Origin of the sequence: Magnetospirillum fulvum MGU-K5 (genome assembly GCF_000442515.1) — a bacterium.
Lineage (GTDB): Bacteria > Pseudomonadota > Alphaproteobacteria > Rhodospirillales > Magnetospirillaceae > Phaeospirillum > Phaeospirillum fulvum_B.
In genome coordinates this window covers 13,528-31,199 of record NZ_AQPH01000042.1, presented here as the reverse complement: position 1 = coordinate 31,199, position 17,672 = coordinate 13,528, and the positions used below count along the sequence as shown (strand labels likewise).

The 17,672-nt window shown below is 64.5% G+C and carries 22 protein-coding genes; all 22 read left to right on the top strand.

The window, feature by feature from the left end; genetic code table 11:
* Nucleotides 1–902 (top strand): terminase gpA endonuclease subunit (locus K678_RS11325; protein ID WP_021132587.1); only part of this gene is annotated, 902 nt, incomplete at its 5' end.
* A 139-nt stretch (nt 903–1,041) separates the two neighbouring features.
* The gene (gene gpW, locus K678_RS11320) at nt 1,042–1,269 is read left to right on the top strand and encodes a gpW family head-tail joining protein (RefSeq protein WP_021132586.1); all 228 of its coding nucleotides are present in this window, start codon (nt 1,042–1,044) and stop codon (nt 1,267–1,269) included.
* Between the two features lie 8 nt (nt 1,270–1,277).
* Nucleotides 1,278–2,912 carry a phage portal protein gene (locus K678_RS11315; RefSeq protein WP_021132585.1) on the top strand — a complete coding sequence of 545 codons (1,635 nt, stop codon included), beginning with the start codon at nt 1,278–1,280 and terminating at the stop codon, nt 2,910–2,912.
* Nucleotides 2,902–3,270 carry a hypothetical protein gene (locus K678_RS11310; protein ID WP_021132584.1) on the top strand — a complete coding sequence of 123 codons (369 nt, stop codon included), beginning with the start codon at nt 2,902–2,904 and terminating at the stop codon, nt 3,268–3,270. The genes K678_RS11315 and K678_RS11310 overlap by 11 nt, the downstream gene beginning before the upstream one ends.
* A gap of 487 nt (nt 3,271–3,757) precedes the next feature.
* The gene (locus K678_RS18665; protein WP_155804531.1) at nt 3,758–3,922 is read left to right on the top strand and encodes a hypothetical protein; all 165 of its coding nucleotides are present in this window, start codon (nt 3,758–3,760) and stop codon (nt 3,920–3,922) included.
* Between the two features lie 61 nt (nt 3,923–3,983).
* Nucleotides 3,984–5,480 (top strand): S49 family peptidase, encoded by a 1,497-nt coding sequence (locus K678_RS17755; protein ID WP_021132582.1) that lies wholly within the window; start codon nt 3,984–3,986, stop codon nt 5,478–5,480.
* A 12-nt stretch (nt 5,481–5,492) separates the two neighbouring features.
* Complete coding sequence (locus K678_RS11295) at nt 5,493–6,176, top strand: head decoration protein (RefSeq protein WP_021132581.1); 684 nt, start codon at nt 5,493–5,495, stop codon at nt 6,174–6,176.
* Between the two features lie 16 nt (nt 6,177–6,192).
* Nucleotides 6,193–7,215, top strand: coding sequence for a major capsid protein (locus K678_RS11290; protein ID WP_021132580.1), 1,023 nt, complete (start codon nt 6,193–6,195; stop codon nt 7,213–7,215).
* Nucleotides 7,216–7,226: 11 nt separating this feature from the next.
* Complete coding sequence (locus K678_RS11285; protein WP_021132579.1) at nt 7,227–7,451, top strand: hypothetical protein; 225 nt, start codon at nt 7,227–7,229, stop codon at nt 7,449–7,451.
* A gap of 4 nt (nt 7,452–7,455) precedes the next feature.
* The gene (locus K678_RS11280) at nt 7,456–7,815 is read left to right on the top strand and encodes a hypothetical protein (protein ID WP_021132578.1); all 360 of its coding nucleotides are present in this window, start codon (nt 7,456–7,458) and stop codon (nt 7,813–7,815) included.
* 12 nt (nt 7,816–7,827) lie between these two features.
* Nucleotides 7,828–8,358 (top strand): hypothetical protein, encoded by a 531-nt coding sequence (locus tag K678_RS11275; RefSeq protein ID WP_021132577.1) that lies wholly within the window; start codon nt 7,828–7,830, stop codon nt 8,356–8,358.
* Nucleotides 8,359–8,363: 5 nt separating this feature from the next.
* The gene (locus K678_RS11270) at nt 8,364–8,615 is read left to right on the top strand and encodes a hypothetical protein (protein WP_021132576.1); all 252 of its coding nucleotides are present in this window, start codon (nt 8,364–8,366) and stop codon (nt 8,613–8,615) included.
* Nucleotides 8,616–8,618: 3 nt separating this feature from the next.
* The gene (locus K678_RS11265) at nt 8,619–10,160 is read left to right on the top strand and encodes a phage tail sheath subtilisin-like domain-containing protein (RefSeq protein ID WP_021132575.1); all 1,542 of its coding nucleotides are present in this window, start codon (nt 8,619–8,621) and stop codon (nt 10,158–10,160) included.
* Between the two features lie 14 nt (nt 10,161–10,174).
* Nucleotides 10,175–10,528: a phage tail tube protein gene (locus tag K678_RS11260; protein WP_021132574.1), complete on the top strand. Its 354-nt coding sequence runs from the start codon at nt 10,175–10,177 to the stop codon at nt 10,526–10,528.
* Nucleotides 10,528–10,935: a hypothetical protein gene (locus K678_RS11255; protein ID WP_021132573.1), complete on the top strand. Its 408-nt coding sequence runs from the start codon at nt 10,528–10,530 to the stop codon at nt 10,933–10,935. Before K678_RS11260 ends, K678_RS11255 begins: the two co-directional genes overlap by 1 nt.
* A 155-nt stretch (nt 10,936–11,090) precedes the next feature.
* A complete protein-coding gene (locus K678_RS11250) occupies nt 11,091–12,779 on the top strand; it encodes a phage tail tape measure protein (RefSeq protein ID WP_021132572.1) in 1,689 nt (562 codons plus the stop codon).
* A 3-nt stretch (nt 12,780–12,782) separates the two neighbouring features.
* Nucleotides 12,783–13,580, top strand: coding sequence for a phage tail protein (locus tag K678_RS11245; protein WP_021132571.1), 798 nt, complete (start codon nt 12,783–12,785; stop codon nt 13,578–13,580).
* A complete protein-coding gene (locus tag K678_RS18230; RefSeq protein WP_021132570.1) occupies nt 13,581–14,111 on the top strand; it encodes a DUF4236 domain-containing protein in 531 nt (176 codons plus the stop codon). It abuts the gene before it with no gap.
* A 59-nt stretch (nt 14,112–14,170) separates the two neighbouring features.
* On the top strand, nt 14,171–15,430 hold the full coding sequence (locus tag K678_RS11235) for a DNA circularization protein (RefSeq protein WP_021132569.1): 1,260 nt from the start codon (nt 14,171–14,173) through the stop codon (nt 15,428–15,430).
* Nucleotides 15,423–16,670: a phage baseplate assembly protein gene (locus tag K678_RS11230; protein WP_021132568.1), complete on the top strand. Its 1,248-nt coding sequence runs from the start codon at nt 15,423–15,425 to the stop codon at nt 16,668–16,670. The genes K678_RS11235 and K678_RS11230 overlap by 8 nt, the downstream gene beginning before the upstream one ends.
* Nucleotides 16,671–16,675: 5 nt before the next feature.
* Complete coding sequence (locus K678_RS11225) at nt 16,676–17,233, top strand: phage baseplate assembly protein (RefSeq protein WP_021132567.1); 558 nt, start codon at nt 16,676–16,678, stop codon at nt 17,231–17,233.
* Nucleotides 17,226–17,666, top strand: a complete 441-nt coding sequence (locus tag K678_RS17750; RefSeq protein WP_021132566.1) for a phage GP46 family protein — start codon at nt 17,226–17,228, stop codon at nt 17,664–17,666. Before K678_RS11225 ends, K678_RS17750 begins: the two co-directional genes overlap by 8 nt.
* Nucleotides 17,667–17,672 lie beyond the last annotated feature (6 nt).

Below are 17,672 nucleotides of genomic sequence, written 5' to 3'. Positions count from 1 at the left end.
CCGAGGAAACCGGGCATCCAAAGGGGCTGATCCCGCGCGGCTATCCTCTGCTGACGCTGGGGATCGACTGCCAGGGCGACCGCGTCGAAGTCCAGGCGGTCGCATTTGGTCCCAACCGCCGCCGCGCCGTCGTCGATTACATCGTTGTCTCGGGCAATATCACCGAGAGCGAGACCCGCGACGAGCTGGACCGGGTGGTGACCCGGCTGTGGGTCAACGAGGCGGGGCGCAAGATCGCCCCCGATCTGGTCGCGATCGACGGCAATGCCTACACCGATGATGTCTTTGACTGGGCCAAGCACTATTCGCGCAGTCAAGTCATCATGGTGCGCGGTGTCCATCCGGACACGGCGGAGATCATCGCCCCAGTTCGCCGCGACGCCGAAGGCAAAGGCAAGCGGCGGCGGACCCGGACCTTTGGCAACCGCTTTTTTAACGTCGGCGTCTCGGTTCTGAAGGGCACGCTGTATGAATTTTTGAAGCGGACCGACCCGCTGTCACGCGGGTTCGTCGCTTTTGCCCGAGGTCTAGGGACCGAATATTTCGAACAGCTCTGCTCGGAAACCCGAAAAGAAGTGGCGACGAAGGGCGGCCGCCGGGTCTGGCGCTGGACGCCCAAGCCGAATATGGCGAACGAGGCGCTCGACACGATGAATTATGCCGAGGCGGCGGCGACCCTGAAGGGCTGGACCCGATGGGACGACGCGGCCTGGGATGCCTTGATCGAGGAGCGCGAAACCCCGCCCGCGACTCCGGGCGAGCAGTTGGACATGGAGCATCTTTTGCTGACGTCCCGACCCGGTCAGGCGGCTTTGCCTGCCCGGTCAGAACCGGAAAAACCGTCTCCGCCGCCGGTTCCGGTCCCGCCGCCTGCGCGAGACTGGACCAGTCGGCTCGCCTGATCACCCGCGAACGCCGTTCGCGGGGTCTGACCCCCCAAGCCTCCGCCGAAAGGAGGTGATCCGCCGGGGCCATTCCTGGCTTGGGGTGTCGGGGCCGCCGTCTGGGGGCGGCGGCCCCACTCATTTGAAGGATATGCCGATGTCACCCTTGACCGACGCCGATCGCGCCCGGCTGACGGCGCAATTGTCCGAGCTACAGGCCGCGTATGACCGGCTGATCAGTGGGCCGGTGATCTCGGTCGGCTCGGGATCGCGCACGGTCGGCTATGGCAAGGGCGACGCGGTCGCTCTGATGGCGCGGATTGCCGCGATCAAGCGTCAATTGGGGATCGGCGGCGGCCGGATCAGCCTCACCCCGTATTTTTAGGATCGTCCATGTCGGATATCAGCCCCATCCTTGGACCAAGTGGCGAGGCGCTGCCGGGGGTGCGCTCCCGTGCGATGAGCGCGTCCGTGACCGCTTACCAGGCGGCGGACCCGATGAGCCAGGAAATGGCGGGCTGGTGGCCGATGTCGGGGTCAGCTGACCGCGACATTCTGGGCGAGTCCAGAGTTGTTACCGATCGTATCCGCGATCTGGTCCGCAATAATGGCTGGGCCTCGGGTGCGGTGCAGCGCGAGATTGACTCGATCGTCGGGGCCAATTTCCGCTTCGAGCCCTATATCGATCACGAGGCGTTGGGGATCACGTTTGACCAAGCGGTCGAGCTGGGAAACCAATTCGAGCGGGAATGGACCCTGTGGGCTAACGATCCGCAGCGCTATTGCGACGTCTCCCGCCATGACGATTGGCACGGGCTCGCCGGTCTGATGTTTCGTCATAAGCGAGTCGACGGCGAAAATCTGGCGGTGATCCAGTGGCGTCCGCGCCCCGGTGCCCGTTATGCGACCTGTGTCCAGGTGATCGACCCCGACCGGCTGAGCAATCCCGACGGACGGCCGGACGAAGATCGCCTGCGCGGTGGCGTCGAAATGGACGATGACGGCGCGGCTATCGCCTACTGGATCGCTAAGGGCCATCCCCGCGATATCGGCATTCCCTCGGCCGATAGTTGGACGTGGGAGCGGGTGGCGCGGGAAACGCCGTGGGGCCGCCCGATCGTGATCCACGATTTCGACCGCCACCGCGCCGATCAGCATCGTGGCCTGTCGGCCTTTGCGCCGATGTTGAAAAACATGAAAATGCTCGACCGCTATCAGGCGGCCGAACTGTCTGCCGCCTTGCTCAATGCGACGCTGGCCGCCTTTATCGAGAGCCCGTTCGACCATGAATTTCTGATGGAGCTTCTGGGCGATCAGGGCGGGGAAAAAGCGTTTGAACAGTACCAAGGTAAGCGGACTGATTTTCATACGGCGCGCGGGGTCAGCCTGGGCGGGGTGAAAATCCCCGCGCTGTTTCCCGGCGAAAAAATCGGTTGGTTCAACCCGACCCGTCCCAGCGCGCAAATGGAAGCCTTTTCCGGGGCGATGCTGCGCAATTTCGCCGCCGGGATGCCGACCCATACCGCCGAAACGGTCTCGCTCGATTATTCGCACATCAATTATTCGAGTGCCCGCGCGGCGCGGATCGTCGCCGGACGCTCGATCACGCGCGAGCGGATCACCCTCGGGGTCCGCACCGGCAGTCAGGTCTATCATGGCGTAATCGAAGAGGCGGTGATGATGGGCCGGGTCAAACTGCCCAAGGGCGCGCCGCCCTTTCACGCCGCCCGCGAGGTCTATTTGGGCGGCGATTGGATGGGGCCGCCCGAGGGCTGGATCGATCCGGTCAAGGAAGCCCAGGCGGCGGGAATCCGCATCGACGGGGATCTGTCGAATCTGCGCGACGAGTGCGCGGCGCAGGGCAGGGACTGGCGCGACAATCTGCGCCAGAAAGCGGTCGAGATGAGATACGCGGCAAGCTTGGGCCTGCCCGATCCCGACCGCGAAAAGGCGATGGCAATCAAGCCGACGACGGATGAGCACCGGGAAGACGCTCCGAACAGATCAGGGGGCAACGATGCAAACTAATCTCAAGACCGATGGCGGCTCGGTCCCGGGCGTCGGTATTTTCACCACGGCGGGGCCTGTCTCTCCCGAAAATCCGCTGCCGGTTGTCGACGCGATCGATATCCGGGGCCGCCCCGCCGCGACCCTGGCGATCGGCACGGTGGCTGCACAAACCCCCGCTCTGGCGGCGGGGGTCTATGACCTGTCGGCGACGATTGATTGCTATCTCGCGGTCGCTGCCGATGCCTCTGGCGTCACGATGGCGACCGGATATCAGCTCTATGCGGGCAATGTCGTCCCGATTGTCGTCGGCGAGCAGCAACGGATCGGTGTGATCGCCGCCGCCGCCGGGGCGTTGCGCTATCATCGGGTGGCGTGATGCGGGCGCGTCAGGTGCAGTGGCTGGGGCCGCGCCGTATCGGCCAGCAAGTCAACCCCGTCTCTGTGACGGGTACGGCCAGTGAGACTAATCTGTACACCGCCGATGGTCCGGCGGGGTTGCTTATCCCGGCAAATATGCTGGGCCGGGACGGGGATCGTCTCCGGATCAGCCTGTGGGGCTCTTTTACGGCATCGACAAACATCCGGACCATCCGAGTGCGCCTTGGCGGTGTGCAGATGGCCGTGATGACGGTGGCAACGGCAAATGCCGGGTATGTAGCCGAGCTTAGTATCCTGAGATGCGGGACAGGTCAGGTGCGGTCAAGCGGCGGCGTTGTCGGCGGGGTTGGCTTGACCACGGGGACAACGGGCTTGTACGCGCTTGACCTATCCGCCGACCAGAGGCTGACCGTCACTGGGCAATTGACGAGCGCGGGAGAGACGATATCTATCGATGCTCTCGCCATTATTTTGGAGCCGGGCAAATGATAGACATCCCTGTCATCACCATAGACGGCGTGACCTGTCCGTCATCTCCGATCCCACCCGACGCGCTGGCCACCGTCTGCGACGGGGCGGTCTACCGCGTGGCCCAGACGCCCGAGGATGTCGCGGCGCTGCTGCCGCCTCCGCCCGATCCGGCGGTCTGACCCGGCCGTAACCGCAACCGATGCCGCCCCGCCGGGCGGCTTTTTTAATGGGGATGCCTCCATGTCACCGCCCTCTGCCAGCCTGTCCCCGAGCGGGGGCGGGATCAAATTTGCTCGCCTGCTGGGCAAGCTGGTCAACCGCCCCCTGGTGCTGACGCCCCGGCGAGCACTGACCTTGTTTGGGATGCTCGCCCCGCGCGCCGGTATCCGCGCCGACGATGTTGTTGCGGCACAAAATGAGGATGGCGGCGGGCCGCTGCTGCTGTCGCGATTGGTGTCGGAGGCGGTGACCCGGCCCCGCGCCCAAGGCCCGAAAGACGACGGCAAAGCCTATCGGGTCCAAGGTGGGGTCGCGATCATCCCGGTGACGGGTGATCTCGTCCACGATCTGGGATCGCTCGATCCCTGGTGCGGCATGACCGGCTATGACGGGATCATCACCAAGCTGGATTTGGCCGAGGCCGATCCGGCAGTTCAGGGCGCGCTGTTGTACGTCGATTCGCCGGGCGGCGAGGTCACCCAGTGCGCCGTCTGCGGCGACCGGATCAGGGATTTCCAGGCGGCAAAACCGCTCCGCACCGTCTATGCCGATGCCGGTTATTCCGCCGCCTGCTGGCTGGGGAGCCAGGGCGGCCGGGTCTATGCCCCTCGAACCGGCGGCACCGGGTCAATCGGCGTCATCACCCTGCACGCCGATCTGTCCCGCGCCTATGACGAGGCGGGTATCACCGTCACCGTATTGTCGGCGGGGGCGCACAAGGGCGACGGCCACCCTTACGCGCCCCTGCCCAAAGCAGTCGCCAGCGAGATCGTTGCCGAGCTGGAATCCTTGCGCGGCTATTTCGCGGCAGCGGTAGCGGCGGGCCGCGATCTCGATCTCGACGACGTGCTGGCGACCGAGGCGCGGTGCCTGTCGGCGGACGAGGCGCTGGAATTGGGCCTGATCGATGAAATCATGAATCCGGACGACGCCCTGGCGGTCTTTATCGCCGATCTGGCGACCGGGAAATCCGTATCCACCCCGGCGGGAAAACCCGCCGCTACCCGCAGCAGCCAAGGAGACAAAATGGCACAGCGCCAGAGAGCGGCGGCCAAATCCGCCCAGAAAAAAACCGCCCAGGACGACGAGGACGAGGACGGCGTGAGCGCCGCCAGTCCCGAAGACGAGGGCGACGACGACGACGAAAGGGACGCGGAAGACGACGAGGACGAAAAGGAATGCGGCAAAAAGTCTGCGTCGTCTCCGAAAGCGGCGGCGCGTCAGGCGACGGCGCGAATCCAGGCGATCATCACCGCGCCGGAGGCCGAGGCCAACCGGACGCTGGCCCAGACGCTGGCGTTTGAGACCACTCTGTCGGTCAAGCAGGCCCGCGCCGCTCTGGCCGCTGCCGCCGCCGATGCCCAGGCGGGCGGCGGCGGAACCCCGTTTGCCGCCGCGATGGCGGCGTTTCCGGGCGCGGCGCTGGGGGTGGGCGCGTCCGGGGCCGATCGCTCGCCCGCCGGGGCGCTGGCCAGCGCCATGGATCGCGAGCTCAAAAACTCCGGCCTCGTGAAATAAGGAGCCAGGACCATGGCAAATTCGACGATGCCCGTTTTTTCGATGCAGCGCGGGCGGCTGCTGTCGAGCGTTCTGGCGGTGGAGGCCGAAAACGGCCTATCGCGGCGCAGTGGCACCATCCTCGCGGGCTCCGGCGCCCTGGAGCTGGGGACGGTGCTGGGTGCCCGTCTGCTGGGCGCGATTACGATTGCCGCCAAGGCGGGCGGTAATACCGGCAATGGTGGCCTGGGGGCCTCCGCGCTAGGGATCGAGGCCAAAGTGGGCGCTTATACGATCACCTGCGTCGCCGCTGCCGCCAATGGCGGGCGGTTCCAGGTGGTCGATCCCGATGGCTATCGCTTGGCCGACGCCACTGTCGGCGTCGCCTATGCCGAGCGCCAAATCGGCTTCACGATCGCCGATGGCGCGACCGATTACGTCGTCGGCGATGCCTTTGTCCTGACCGTCGCGGCGGGAGACAACAAACTGGTCCCGCTGGCCCCTGCCGCTGTCGATGGGACGCAACGCGCGTCCGATATCCTGCTGGCGCCGGTCACGGTGGCGGCGGATGCCGATGCGTCGGCCCAAATGCTGACCCGTCAGGCGCTGGTGATCGAGTCCGGCCTGATCTGGCCTGCCGGGATCACCGATGCGGCCAGGGCGGCGGCGCTGTCTCGTCTGGCCCGCTCGTTCGTTTTCACCACCACCGCCGCCTAAGGAGGGGCGTATTACCATGCCTAATATCGGCAATGACGGGTTTAATTACCCCTTCACGGCGACCGATTTGACGGGCCAGATCGCCCGTATCCCCAACGTCTGGGGCGATCTGCTGGCCGAGGGGCTTTTTGCCAGCGAATATCCGCCCAACATTTTTGTCGAAATCCGCTACGAGGACGGCATCGTCACCGTTCTGGAAGCGGCGGAACGGGGTTCGGCGGGTCCGGAAAGCGTGGTCGAGACCGAGCGGGGCATTATCCTCAAAATCCCGCACATCCCGCATTTCGCCCGGATCGCGCCCGAGGATATCCAGGATCGCTTTACCATCGACGAGGGCGGCCGCCGTCGCCCGCTGACCCTGGCCGATGTCACCGCCAAGCGGTTGTCCAAGCTGCGGCAGGATCATGCCCAGACCCTGGAATTTCTGCGCTGGGGTGCCCTCAAAGGGCAGTTGATCACCGGAACCGGCCGGGTCCTGTACGACTTCTTCGAGGTCTTCGGGATCGCCAAGAAGACGATTAATCTGGCCTTGGACAACCCGAACACCAATGTTCAGGCCAAGTGCGGCGAAATTCGGCAATGGATGCTGACCCACCTCTTGGGCGAAAGCATGAACGGGGTGCGGTGCAAGGTCTCGACCAGCCTGTTTCACAAGCTGACCTCGCATCCCAACGTCGAAAAATTTTACCTCAATTGGAATAACGCCCAGGCGCTGTCGGGCGGGATTGCCGCCGCCGCGTTTCCTTTCGGCGGAATCTTGTGGGAGGAGAATTTCCAGGCGGTCTCGAACACCAAGCTTCAGACCGTCACCTTTGTCGAGGACGGCAAGGGCATTGCCTACCCGACCGGGACCCGGCAGACCTTCCGGACCTATTTCGGTCCTGCTCACCACATCGGGATGGTCAATACCAGCGGCGTCGAGGTTTTCGTCAGCCCGGAAATTTTGAAACACGGCGCGGGTGTCGAGCTTAAATCGCAAAGCAATCCGCTCCCGGTGGTGACCCGCCCCGAATTGCTGGTCGAAGTTGTCGCCAACTAAAGGACATCACCATGGCCGAAGACACTGAAATCGGTCAGCCCCCGGCTGACCCGATGCCGCCGACGCTTGGCCTCGGCGACCCGCCCCCGCCTGCCCCGAAAGGGGCGGATGGGGCCAGCGTGACCCTGACCGCGACGGTCCTGGTCGATGGCCGCGCCTATGGTCCCGGCATGTATCGCCGGGTTTCGCCCGATCTGGCCAAGGCTTTGAAGGCCGCCGCCAGATCGGGCGGCTGATCCGATGGCATCGGATTTTGACCGGGCGGTGATCGGCCTCAATCGGGCGGTGATCGGCACGTTTGGTGATGCGGTGGTGCTGGTCGCCCCGGACGGTCGACGGGTTCCGATCGCCGCCGACTGGCGGCAAGAGCCGGTGGAGATCGCGGCCGGACACGGTGTGGTCTCGACCTATCAACCGATGCTGGGGATCGATCTCAATCTCTGGCCGCCCGGTCTGGCTCTGCCGGACGAGGATTGGCGGGTAGACATCGCCCCCGATCCCGCCTCGGTCGAGGATCGATCGGGCCGCTGGGAAATCTCGGAAATCCAGCGCCCCGGCGGGGCCTGGATCGATCTGTTGCTGACCAATCGACGACGATAAGGGGGGGGTGTCATGCCCAGTCGCACCGAGCATCTGATCGATATCGAGGCGCGGCTCAAAGGGCAAATCCCCCAGGTTGGGGACCGCATCTACCGCAGCCGCGTCAAGCGGCTGACCCCGGATAAGTTGCCCGCGATCTGCCTCTACGCCCCCGAAAAAGACGGCGGCGCGGCCCTGGTGACGGGTGGGACGGCTCAATACCAGCCCACCCATACCCTGGCGATCGAGGTCAGGGTTACCGAGGCCGATGGTTTTGATGTCGAGGCCGAGGCGATCAGCGAGGCGGTGATCGATCTGCTGTTTCGCGATCAGGACTGGATGGCGCGGTTCGAGCGCTATCCGCATTTTTCCGCCCGGCAATTCCTCGATCACCGGGGGGAGGAGACCTTTGCGGGCGAGGTGGTGACCATCCGGCTTAGGGATCGCCGCCCGACCGAATACCGCCCCAGAGCGCCCCGCCTCGGCGGGATCACCCTTCAAATCGATGTCGACGGCGACGGAAACCCTGAGTTTTCCGCCGATTTGACCCCAAAACAGGATTAATCATCATGCGTGTGCGCGTGAACCCCGCGTTTTTGGCGGAAAACAGCGATTTTCAGGTGCTTCACCCCGTCACCAGACGGCCGTTCCCGGCCCCTGACCCCTTCGAATTGTCCGATCCGGACGTCAAAACCCCCCTGATCCGCCGCCTTTTGCCCCCTCTGGGGCAGCCGGGCGGGGTCGAAGGGGGCGTTTTTGGCGACCTGATCCAGGTTACCGAGGCCCTGCCGGTGGCCAAACCCGCCCCTCAGGAGGTGTAAAACATGGCCGAAACGACCCTTTCGTCTGGCGCTTTTGATGAAATCGCCGCCGACGAGCGCACCTCGGGCGTAAAAATCGAGGTCAAAGGCGTTCCGGGCTATCAGTCCGATACCCAGAGCGCAGTGATCGTCGCGCAAATGCTGGCGGGGACGGCGGTGGCCGGTGTCCCGATGCGGGTCGAGGGCGACGGATCCGCCGCTGCCGCGTTGTTCGGGCGCGGCTCCCATTCCCACCGGATGGTGATGGCGTTTCGCCGGGGCAACAGCACCACGCCGATTGATGTGATCGGTCTGTCTGACAATCCGGCCGGTGTCGCTGCGACCAAATCGATTTTAATCGCCGGGACGGCGACCGCCGCCGGTCAGATCAATCTGTATGTCGGCCTTGATCGCGTCCAGATCGGCGTCGGGATCGGCGATACCGCCGCGACCCTGGCGACCGCTCTTGCCGCCGCGATCAATGCCGAGACCAATCTGATCGTCGCGGCCCAGACCAGCGCGACGGCGGGCGAGGTCAAGATTACCTGCCGCCACAAGGGCGAGATCGGCAACGAGACTAAGTTGTCGATCAATCTGTTGGGGGATCTCGGCGGCGAATCGACGCCTGCCGGGATCGCCGTCACCGGCCTGGGATTTTTGACCGGCGGGTCGGCCAACCCCGACCAGACTGCCGCGATCGCGGCGGTCCAGAACCGCGACTATTATTATTACGTCCTGGGCGGATGGTCGGACACCGCGACTCTGTCGGCGTGGTCGCCCGAGCTTGAGGCGATGTGGTCGCCCGAGCGCGAGTTGTGGGGCCGGATCGGCATCACGGCGCGGCGCGGCACCCTGTCGCAGCTCAAGACTTTCGGCTCGGCGCGCAATGACCGCTTTATCACCTGCTCGGGCGTCTTCGGGACGGTCGGCCCGATCTACGAGACGGCGGCGCGTTTGGCGGCCAAGGCGGCCCGGTCGCTCGCCAATCACCCGGCCCGGCCGCTACACGAATTGATGCTGACCGGAGAGCGCGCGCCGGAAAAGCAGGACATTTTCAGCGCGCGCGACCGCAAGGATTTGCTGTGGTCGGGCATCGCCACCGTCAAAGAGGGTCCGGCCCAGACGATGGTGATCGACCGGATGATCACGCTCTACCAGCGCAACGCCTCGGGCGACCGCGACGATACCTGGCTCGACATCACCACTCCGGCGACGGTCGGCCTGATCGTCAATACGATCAAGCGGTTGGTCTATGATCGCTTTATCGCAACCCGTTGCATCCTGGTCGATGACGAGACGGCGGAAGTCGTTGACACGGCGATCCCGTGCACTTGCCCGAAAAAGATCAAGGCAACGATTTTCGCCCATTACTCGGTCCTGAAAACGGCGGGTCTGGTCGAAAACGAAGCGGCCTTCCGCAAGTTGTTCCAGGTCGGGCGCGATCCCAATAATCCGACGCGGATCAACATGATCTACACGCCGGATATTGCCAATCCGCTGATTACTTTCGCGGCCCAGATCAAGTTCAGCCTGCAATGGCCGTCTGATCTGGTCGATGCCGCGTAGGGGAGGATGACGACATGACTACTGTTGCAGGCGTCTTGGGCGTCGATTTGGGCGGAACCTCTTTTGCGTGCGAAGAATCGGCGACCTACAACACCCAGACCCGCGCCTATAAGGGGATCAAGGGCGGCAAGGGCTTTCTCGGTGTCGAGGGGGAGGGGGTGATCCCCTTTATCGAGGTGACGATCCGCCTCGATGAGGGGCAGGCGTCCGATGCGGTCCAGATCAAGGGCGAGACGGTGATCCTCCGCTGCGAGGATCGCACCGTCACCTTGACCAAGGGCTGGCTGGATGGCGCGCGCGAGGTTGATGGGGCCAAAAATTCGATCAAGTGCAAATTCGTCGGACCCGCTTGCACGGAGGTCTTTTGATGATTCCGCTCCCCAATGATGAGCTGGACGAGGATGAGGTCCGCGCCCAACTCGACGGGTGGATGGACGAGCTTGCGGGCGGCAATCGACTGCTGCGGCTCGAATACCCCCTGGAAATCATGATCGGCGCGGGCGGGAAAAAGGCCGAACCGATGGAGTTCGACACGCTCGAATTCCGGCGTCCCAAGGCGGCTATCCTTGATATTGCCACCGGTAAGGGCGCGCAAATGGCGATCGTGCGGGAGATGATCTCTTCGATGCTGGTCCCGGTCCTGGACGGGGTCAAGATCATGCCGCGCCACCTGGAAAATCTCGATCTGATCGATTTCACCCGTGCCTCCCTGACGATGGGGCTTTTTTTTCCGAGGCCGCCCAAGGCCGCGGCCTTGGAAACTGGCGAGACCTAATCGACGCCTTGATGTGCGAGCACCACTGGCGGCCGGACGAAATCAAGTCAATGGATTTGATCGATTTCGTCCGCGCGGTCGAGGCGACCGATTCCTACAACCGAAAATTAAACGATCTCATCCACGGGGATGGGGCGTCGTAGCGGGGATAGGCCATGGCGACGGGAAAAGAATATGCGGTCGTCCTGGCAATCCGCGCCGCCGACTATGCGACCGGCACGATCCGGTCGGTAGTTGGGCGTTTGGCGGCAATGCGGGGGCAGGTCGCCGCGATGGGGCGCGATCTGGGGATCAACCGGGTGATCGACGGCCTGTCCGGGGTGCGCTCGGCGGCTGCGGGGATCACCGGCACAATTGCGGGCGGGCTCAAATCCGCCTTTGCGATGACCGGATTGGGGGCCGCCACAACGGCGGCCGGTCTCTGGAAGCTAACGGTTAGCGCCGCCCGCAACGGCGACGCGCTCTATCAATTGTCCCAGCGCCTTGGCATCTCGGGGCAGTCGATCAAGGAATGGCGCTACGTTGCCAAACAGACCGGCGTCGACGCCGATACGCTGACTGGCTCGATGTCTTTCCTGACCCGGTCAATCGGTCAGGCGGTCAATGGAACCGGCAAGGGTAAGGAGGTTTTTGCCGCACTCGGGATCAAGCTCCGCGACGCCTCCGGCCACGTCAAGGCGACCGACGTCGTGATGATGGAGCTGGCCGACAAGATGGCAATGATCCCCGACGCGGCCCAGCGGGCAGCGGTCGCCTCGGCTCTGCTGGGTAAAGAGGCGGGGATGACCCTGGTTCCTCTGCTGTCGCAGGGGAGCGCCAAAATCGAGGCTCTGCGGGGCGAGGTCAGATCGTTCGGCATCACCTCGGACCAGAGTCTGGCGGCGGCCCACGCCTTTGCGATGTCGCTCAATAAATTGGAGGGGGCGGCCAGCGGTCTCGGAACCGCGCTGGGCAATAAGCTTTATCCGCAATTCCAGCCCCTGGTCGATAATGCCTCATCTTGGCTGGTGGCGGCGCGTCCCAAGTTGACCAAGGCTATCGGCGATCTCGTCGCCCGGGTGACTGGCGGCGTCAAATCGATCAATTTTGACTATGCGTCCGACCGTGTTTTGGCTTTTGCCAATACCGTCCAAAGCTGTGTCGAGGCAATCGGGGGGTGGACAACGGTGCTGGCCGGTGCCGCCCTGATGATGGTCTCCGGGCCGATCATGTCGACGATCCATCTGATTGCGGCGATCAGCCAATTGGGTATCGCCCTGGGTGTGGTCGCGGTCAAATTCGCCTTGGCTTTTGGCGGTGGTATCGTCGCGATGATCTCGTCTTTCGTGCTGGCGCTTCGCTCCGGAATCGGGGTGGTCCAGGCGCTCAATATCGCGATGGCGGCCAATCCGGTCGGGGCCATCATCCTGGCGATCGCGACATTGGTCGGACTGGGCGTCACCCTCTACAACACCTGGGAGCCTTTCCGAAAAATGATCGACGGGATCGTTGATAAAGTAACGTCGCTGGGTAAGGGCGCGATCGGCTGGATCGGCAAGCAACTCGGCTTTTCCCCTGGCGGTGAAGTCCCCAAACCTGCGGTTCCGTCCGCGCCGGGCGGGTCTGCTCCCGCTGCGATTGCTGATGCCCCGGCGACGGGGCCGCGCTCGGTCGATCAGGCGGCACCCCCGGCGCGGGGGGACGTCGCAATCCCGCCCCCGGTGATGTTGCAGTCAAAGGCGGACCTCACCGTCCGTATCCTGTCCGAGGCCCCGGCCAAGGTCGAGGGAGTTAAACAACAGGGGGCGGGGCTGACGGTGCGGACCGATCTGGCCACCGGAAAGGGGACCGCCGGAACGGGGTGAGCGATGCTACAGATCCACTCGACCTCCAATCTTGAGGAGATCGCCTCAAAACTGACCGAGTTAGAGGCGACGCAGGTCCCCTTTGCCTGGGTCCTGGCTCTCAACCGCACGGCGGCGGAGGGGCAGGAGCGGGTAAAGGCGGATTTGCCCTCGCGCTTTACCTTGCGGCGTGATTGGGTGGCCAAAGGGCTGCGAACGGCGTTCGCGACCAAATCACGCCCGGTCGCGATGGTTTACACCAAAGACTGGTTTATGGAGGATCAGGAGGCGGGCGGCGACCGCAGCCCGGCCAAAAGCCCGACGATGTTTATCCCCTCGCTAGAGGTCAGGGAGGGCGGCAGCTTCGAGGGGCAGATCAAAAAGGGGATGCGGCCCAAGGCACTGATGAAGGCGGTGGGCAAGGCCGATGGGCGGGCGACGCGGCGCTATCGCAAACCGGGGGGTGAGTACGCCAAGCCCCTCCCGTTTATCATTAAAATGAAAAACGGCAAGCAGGGGCTGTTTATCCGGCGCGACCACAAGCGCCTGCCGATTGTCCTGCTCTATACCCTACAGGCGTCGGTCAAAATCCCGCCGCGCTGGTCGTTCGGGGTGACGACGCAGGGTGTCGCGGACAAGGTGCTGCGGCGTGAATTTATCAAAGCGCTGGACGAGGCGTTAAAGTCGGCAAAGGGCGGCCCGATCAAATCGGCCTATGTCTCTCACCTCGCCGAATTTGATGGGACCGGCCGCGACTGGTACAGCGGCGGCGGCAAGGGGGATGGGCTGGGGCAGGGTGTCCTGTCGGCGCTGGAAAGGTGATTGACCGTAGGCGCGGGCGAGGGCAGCATCGTCGATACCCGTTTTGGGAGGGTGGCGATGGGCTTTTTTCGTGTTCGTAAGACGATCAAGATCGCTCCGGGTCTGAAAATCAATCTGGGTAAAACGGGGGCTAGCCTCTCGGTCGGCAAGCCGGGGGCGACCGTCAATTTCGGTCGGCGCGGGCCTCGGGCCACGGTCGGGCTTCCGGGGACGGGCTTGTCATACAGTGTTGCTCTGGGCAAGCGGGCGCGGTCGCCCCGTGCCCTTAGCGGGGCGGCAGCCCCTCCCGTCCCGGCGCGGACGGTGATGGTCGGGCTGATGGAGCTTGTCTACGGCTCCCTTTTCCTGGCCGGTCTGATCTTGCTTTTTGTCCCTGGATATTGGTCGCTCGGGCTGGGCTTGCTGGCTCTCTTCCTGCTCGCCTCGGTCGGGATCGCGCTGGCGATGCAGCCGGGGCGGCATGATGGCGACGAGGCTAGGGCACTGGCCAGCGATCTATTCGATAAGCCCCCGCCCGGTCCCCCGGTCTGACCGGGCCGTTTCTTTCATCAAGGCACCCCCGGCGGGTGCCTTTTTTTATGGGGTGACGGATGGATAAGCGCCTGGAAGTCGAGGAGGCAGAGGCATCGTTTCGCGGGGTGCCCTTCCACGTCCTTAAACGGAACCGGGGCGGCGGACGGCGCGGCCCCTGTCACGAGGCCCCGCAGCGCGACGAGCCGGACGGCGAGGATTTGGGCCGCAAGGTCCGGGTATTCCGGGTCGAGGGACTGATTATCGGCCAGGGTGATTCGGACGAGGCGTGTGCAGCCGATTGCGCCCGTCGCGTCGCGGCCTTGTTAGAGGCATTCGAAGATGTCCCCGGGCCAGGGACCTATCGCGATCCTTGGCATAAGGACTGGCAGGTCATTTGCCGGTCCTACGATCTATCGGACGATCAGGACCGGCAATTCGTCTCGGTTTTTTCGGCGGTTTTTGAGGAGTCCGGCGACACCCGCTATCCGCTGTCGCGCGAGGATACCGCAACGGGGGTGGAGACGGCGGCGGACGAAATGTCCGAGGTATCGGCCAACTCGCTGCTTAAAACTCTCTCGGTCAAGGGGCGTCCTCAATATGTGCTGGATGCGGCCAAGGGCTTTGCCATCGGCGCGGCCTCGACCTTGAGCGGCACCAGCCTGACGCAATTGGACACATCATCGGCGATCGGTGTCGTCGACGCGGGCAGCGAGTGGCAGCGCTTTACCGGCTCCCTGCCGGGGAGCCTGACCTCCGGCCTGATCGGGGATGGCCTGTCTCGGCTGTTCCGGGCCTTTTCTGGGGGCTCCTATCATCGCCGGGCCGGTCTTGGCGATGCCGGGGCGGCGCGAACGGCGTTCGCGGGGCTGTCGTCCTTTGGGTCGGACGCCCCGGTAATCCAGCCCGTCACCGCCAGTCGGGCGGCGCAGGCCCAGAACCAGTCGGCGATGATCGCGGTGGTCCGGCGGATGGCGGTGGCCGAGGAAGCCCGCGCCCTGGCCGCGACCAGTTGGGACAGCCACGACCAGGCGCAGTCGCAGCGTGACGCCACGGTGGCCCGGATCGATGTGGTGATGATCGAGGCCGGGCGGGTCGGCGATGACGATGTTTACGGCGCGGCGCGGGCCTTGCGCGAGGCGGTGATCCGCGATGTCGCCGCTCGGGCGCCCTCGGCGCGGGTGCGGACAGCGACCTTTGATGTCGTTCTGCCCGCGCGGGTGATTGCTCACCGCCTGCTGGGCGATGGGCGCAAGGCCGATGATCTGGTCAAGCGCAACGGTATTTCAAACCCGGCCTTTGTCCCCGCCGGGCGGCCTTTGGAGTATCTCGATGGATGAGTATCCAGCCTATCCGGCCCCGGTCTATCCGACCGATGTGGACGAGTCCGAAATCGTCCGGATCGTGATGATTTCGGGCGAAATGAAAGGCGCGGATCTGTCCTTTTGGCAGGCGGCGCAAATCACCCGCGAGCTGGATGCCTGCGCCTCGACAGCCTCGGTCGCGGTCGGGCGGGGACGACTGCGCGAGCGTGGGATCGAACGTTTCCCGATCCGGATCGGGGATGGTGTCCAGGTGCTGATCGGGATGGGCTCGGTCTCAACGCCGGTTTTGGTGGGCTGGATCGAAAAAATCAACCGCACCCGCTCGGCCGAGGAACATGGCGTCAATGTCCAAATCCGCAGCGTGACCGGCGATCTGGTCGATTGCTCGGCGCTCAATTCGCCGGGGCAATGGACCCGGGCCAAGCTGTCGCGGATTTTGACCGATCTGGTCACCACGCCCTTTGCTGTCCCGATCCGGGTGCCCGCTGAATTTGATCGGATCGTCCCCAATTTCGAGCTGGAGCAGGGCGAGAAGGTGTTCGAGGCGGTCGAGCGTCTGGCCCATTCGGCCGGCCTGATCGTCCACGATACCGCCGCCGGAGTCCTGATCGCCACCCGACCCGGTCTGGTCCGGGCGGCGGCGTCCCTGGTCCATCTGGATGGCCCTGACGGTGCTCCCGATCCCCGCAATAACGTGCTGGAGTCGGACGGCGAGGAGGACGGCAGTAAGCGATTCTCGCTCTATGTCGCCAAGGGGCAGTCCGAGGGGACAGGGGAAAAATGGGCCAGCATTGCCGGAGAGGATGAGGGCGGATCGGCGGCGCGCCGCGTCGGCGCCAGCGGTAAAGCCCGCGATGACGGGGTGCGGCGGTATCGGCCCAAGATCATTAACCCGCCGGGCGAGGCATCGGCGGCGGATTGCCGCCGTCTGGCACAATGGGAGTGCGCGAGACGGGCGGGCAAGGGCTCGCGGCTGGTCCACGGGGTCCGGGGCTGGCGGCAAACCAAGGGCGGGTCGCTATGGGATATCGGGCTGATCGCCCCGGTCCAGGATGACAATGCCGGTCTGTATCGCGATCTGCTGATTACCTCGGTGTCGCTGGCGATTAACGAGCGCGGTCGCCGCGCCGTGGTGACGCTGGAGCCGCCCGAGGCGTGGGAGCCGCAGCCGGTGATCCCCCAAAAGGGCGGCGGAGAAGAAAGCGGCAAATGGGCCAGCGTCGCCAAAGCAACTAAATCCGGTTATCGAGGATAAAATCCATGGATTTATCACGACTGACCCGGCGCGTCGGCAACATGCTGATCGCGGCGGCGGTGGTGCGGGACGCGATCGTCGGCGGCTGTCATCGCGGTCAGCTCTCGGGCCGGGCCGGGGAGGGCAAGGGGGGTATCCGTATCCTGACCCCCTTTGGGCTTGCCGTCCGGATCGTCCCTGGTGAGGATGCCGAGACGGTGCTATTAGCGGTCGAGCCTAACCTCCGCTATGCCCTGCCGCCGCACGATCCGCGCTATCAGCCGGATGATCTCCAGCCCGGCGAGTCCTGCCTCTATAACGCCGACGATCCGGACGGCGGCTGCCGTATCCACCTCAAACGCGGGGGGGTGATCGCGATCACCTGTAAGGACGCAATCGTCAAGGCCGATAACATCGCCCGGCTTGAGGGCGGTCAGGTCGAAATCCACGCCAAATCGCGTCTGGCGATGGATTGCGGCGGCAATGGCGTCGTGTGGACCCCCGACACCCGCACCGATTACGTCACAGGATCGACCGGGACGGCAAAGCCGATCCATCCGCCGGAGGTGCCAAAAGATGGCTGATCTCAAGGTCCGCTGGGATGATGACGCCCGCCGATACGATCTGGTCCACGATGATGATGACCAGCCCGCGCTGGATGATGGCGTGGTGCATACCGCCGTGATTGCGGCGGTGTTGTCCTGGGGCCGGGCTCGGGAGGGCGACCCTCTGCCGGGCTTTGACGGCGACCGCAAGGGGCACTGGGCCGATCCATACGACCCCAGGGGCCGTAAGGGCTCGCTCTGCTGGTTGCTCACCGGCCGCATTATTACTCCGCGGACTCTGGCTGATGCCCAATCCTATTTGGATCAGGCGTTGGCCACGCTGGTCCCCGACTGGATCGCCTCCTATCAGGTCCGGGTCTGGCGCCGGGGCATCACCACAATCGCCGCGGTGGCGGATTTGATCCTGCCGGATGGCCGGGAAATGTCGGTCGATTTTGACTCTCTGATTTGATCCCGC

Bases quoted from the DNA above. Each gene is read 5' to 3' on its own strand.
- K678_RS11310 (WP_021132584.1), top strand. From the start codon at position 2,902: ATGCAAACTAATCTCAAGACCGATGGCGGCTCGGTCCCGGGCGTCGGT.
- K678_RS11280 (WP_021132578.1), top strand. From the start codon at position 7,456: ATGGCATCGGATTTTGACCGGGCGGTGATCGGCCTCAATCGGGCGGTG.
- gpW (WP_021132586.1), top strand. From the start codon at position 1,042: ATGTCACCCTTGACCGACGCCGATCGCGCCCGGCTGACGGCGCAATTG.
- K678_RS11315 (WP_021132585.1), top strand. From the start codon at position 1,278: ATGTCGGATATCAGCCCCATCCTTGGACCAAGTGGCGAGGCGCTGCCG.
- K678_RS11270 (WP_021132576.1), top strand. From the start codon at position 8,364: ATGCGTGTGCGCGTGAACCCCGCGTTTTTGGCGGAAAACAGCGATTTT.
- K678_RS11260 (WP_021132574.1), top strand. From the start codon at position 10,175: ATGACTACTGTTGCAGGCGTCTTGGGCGTCGATTTGGGCGGAACCTCT.
- K678_RS11250 (WP_021132572.1), top strand. From the start codon at position 11,091: ATGGCGACGGGAAAAGAATATGCGGTCGTCCTGGCAATCCGCGCCGCC.
- K678_RS11275 (WP_021132577.1), top strand. From the start codon at position 7,828: ATGCCCAGTCGCACCGAGCATCTGATCGATATCGAGGCGCGGCTCAAA.
- K678_RS11235 (WP_021132569.1), top strand. From the start codon at position 14,171: ATGGATAAGCGCCTGGAAGTCGAGGAGGCAGAGGCATCGTTTCGCGGG.
- K678_RS11290 (WP_021132580.1), top strand. From the start codon at position 6,193: ATGCCTAATATCGGCAATGACGGGTTTAATTACCCCTTCACGGCGACC.
- K678_RS11245 (WP_021132571.1), top strand. From the start codon at position 12,783: ATGCTACAGATCCACTCGACCTCCAATCTTGAGGAGATCGCCTCAAAA.
- K678_RS17750 (WP_021132566.1), top strand. From the start codon at position 17,226: ATGGCTGATCTCAAGGTCCGCTGGGATGATGACGCCCGCCGATACGAT.
- K678_RS11295 (WP_021132581.1), top strand. From the start codon at position 5,493: ATGGCAAATTCGACGATGCCCGTTTTTTCGATGCAGCGCGGGCGGCTG.
- K678_RS17755 (WP_021132582.1), top strand. From the start codon at position 3,984: ATGTCACCGCCCTCTGCCAGCCTGTCCCCGAGCGGGGGCGGGATCAAA.
- K678_RS11285 (WP_021132579.1), top strand. From the start codon at position 7,227: ATGGCCGAAGACACTGAAATCGGTCAGCCCCCGGCTGACCCGATGCCG.
- K678_RS11225 (WP_021132567.1), top strand. From the start codon at position 16,676: ATGGATTTATCACGACTGACCCGGCGCGTCGGCAACATGCTGATCGCG.
- K678_RS11230 (WP_021132568.1), top strand. From the start codon at position 15,423: ATGGATGAGTATCCAGCCTATCCGGCCCCGGTCTATCCGACCGATGTG.
- K678_RS11265 (WP_021132575.1), top strand. From the start codon at position 8,619: ATGGCCGAAACGACCCTTTCGTCTGGCGCTTTTGATGAAATCGCCGCC.
- K678_RS11255 (WP_021132573.1), top strand. From the start codon at position 10,528: ATGATTCCGCTCCCCAATGATGAGCTGGACGAGGATGAGGTCCGCGCC.
- K678_RS18665 (WP_155804531.1), top strand. From the start codon at position 3,758: ATGATAGACATCCCTGTCATCACCATAGACGGCGTGACCTGTCCGTCA.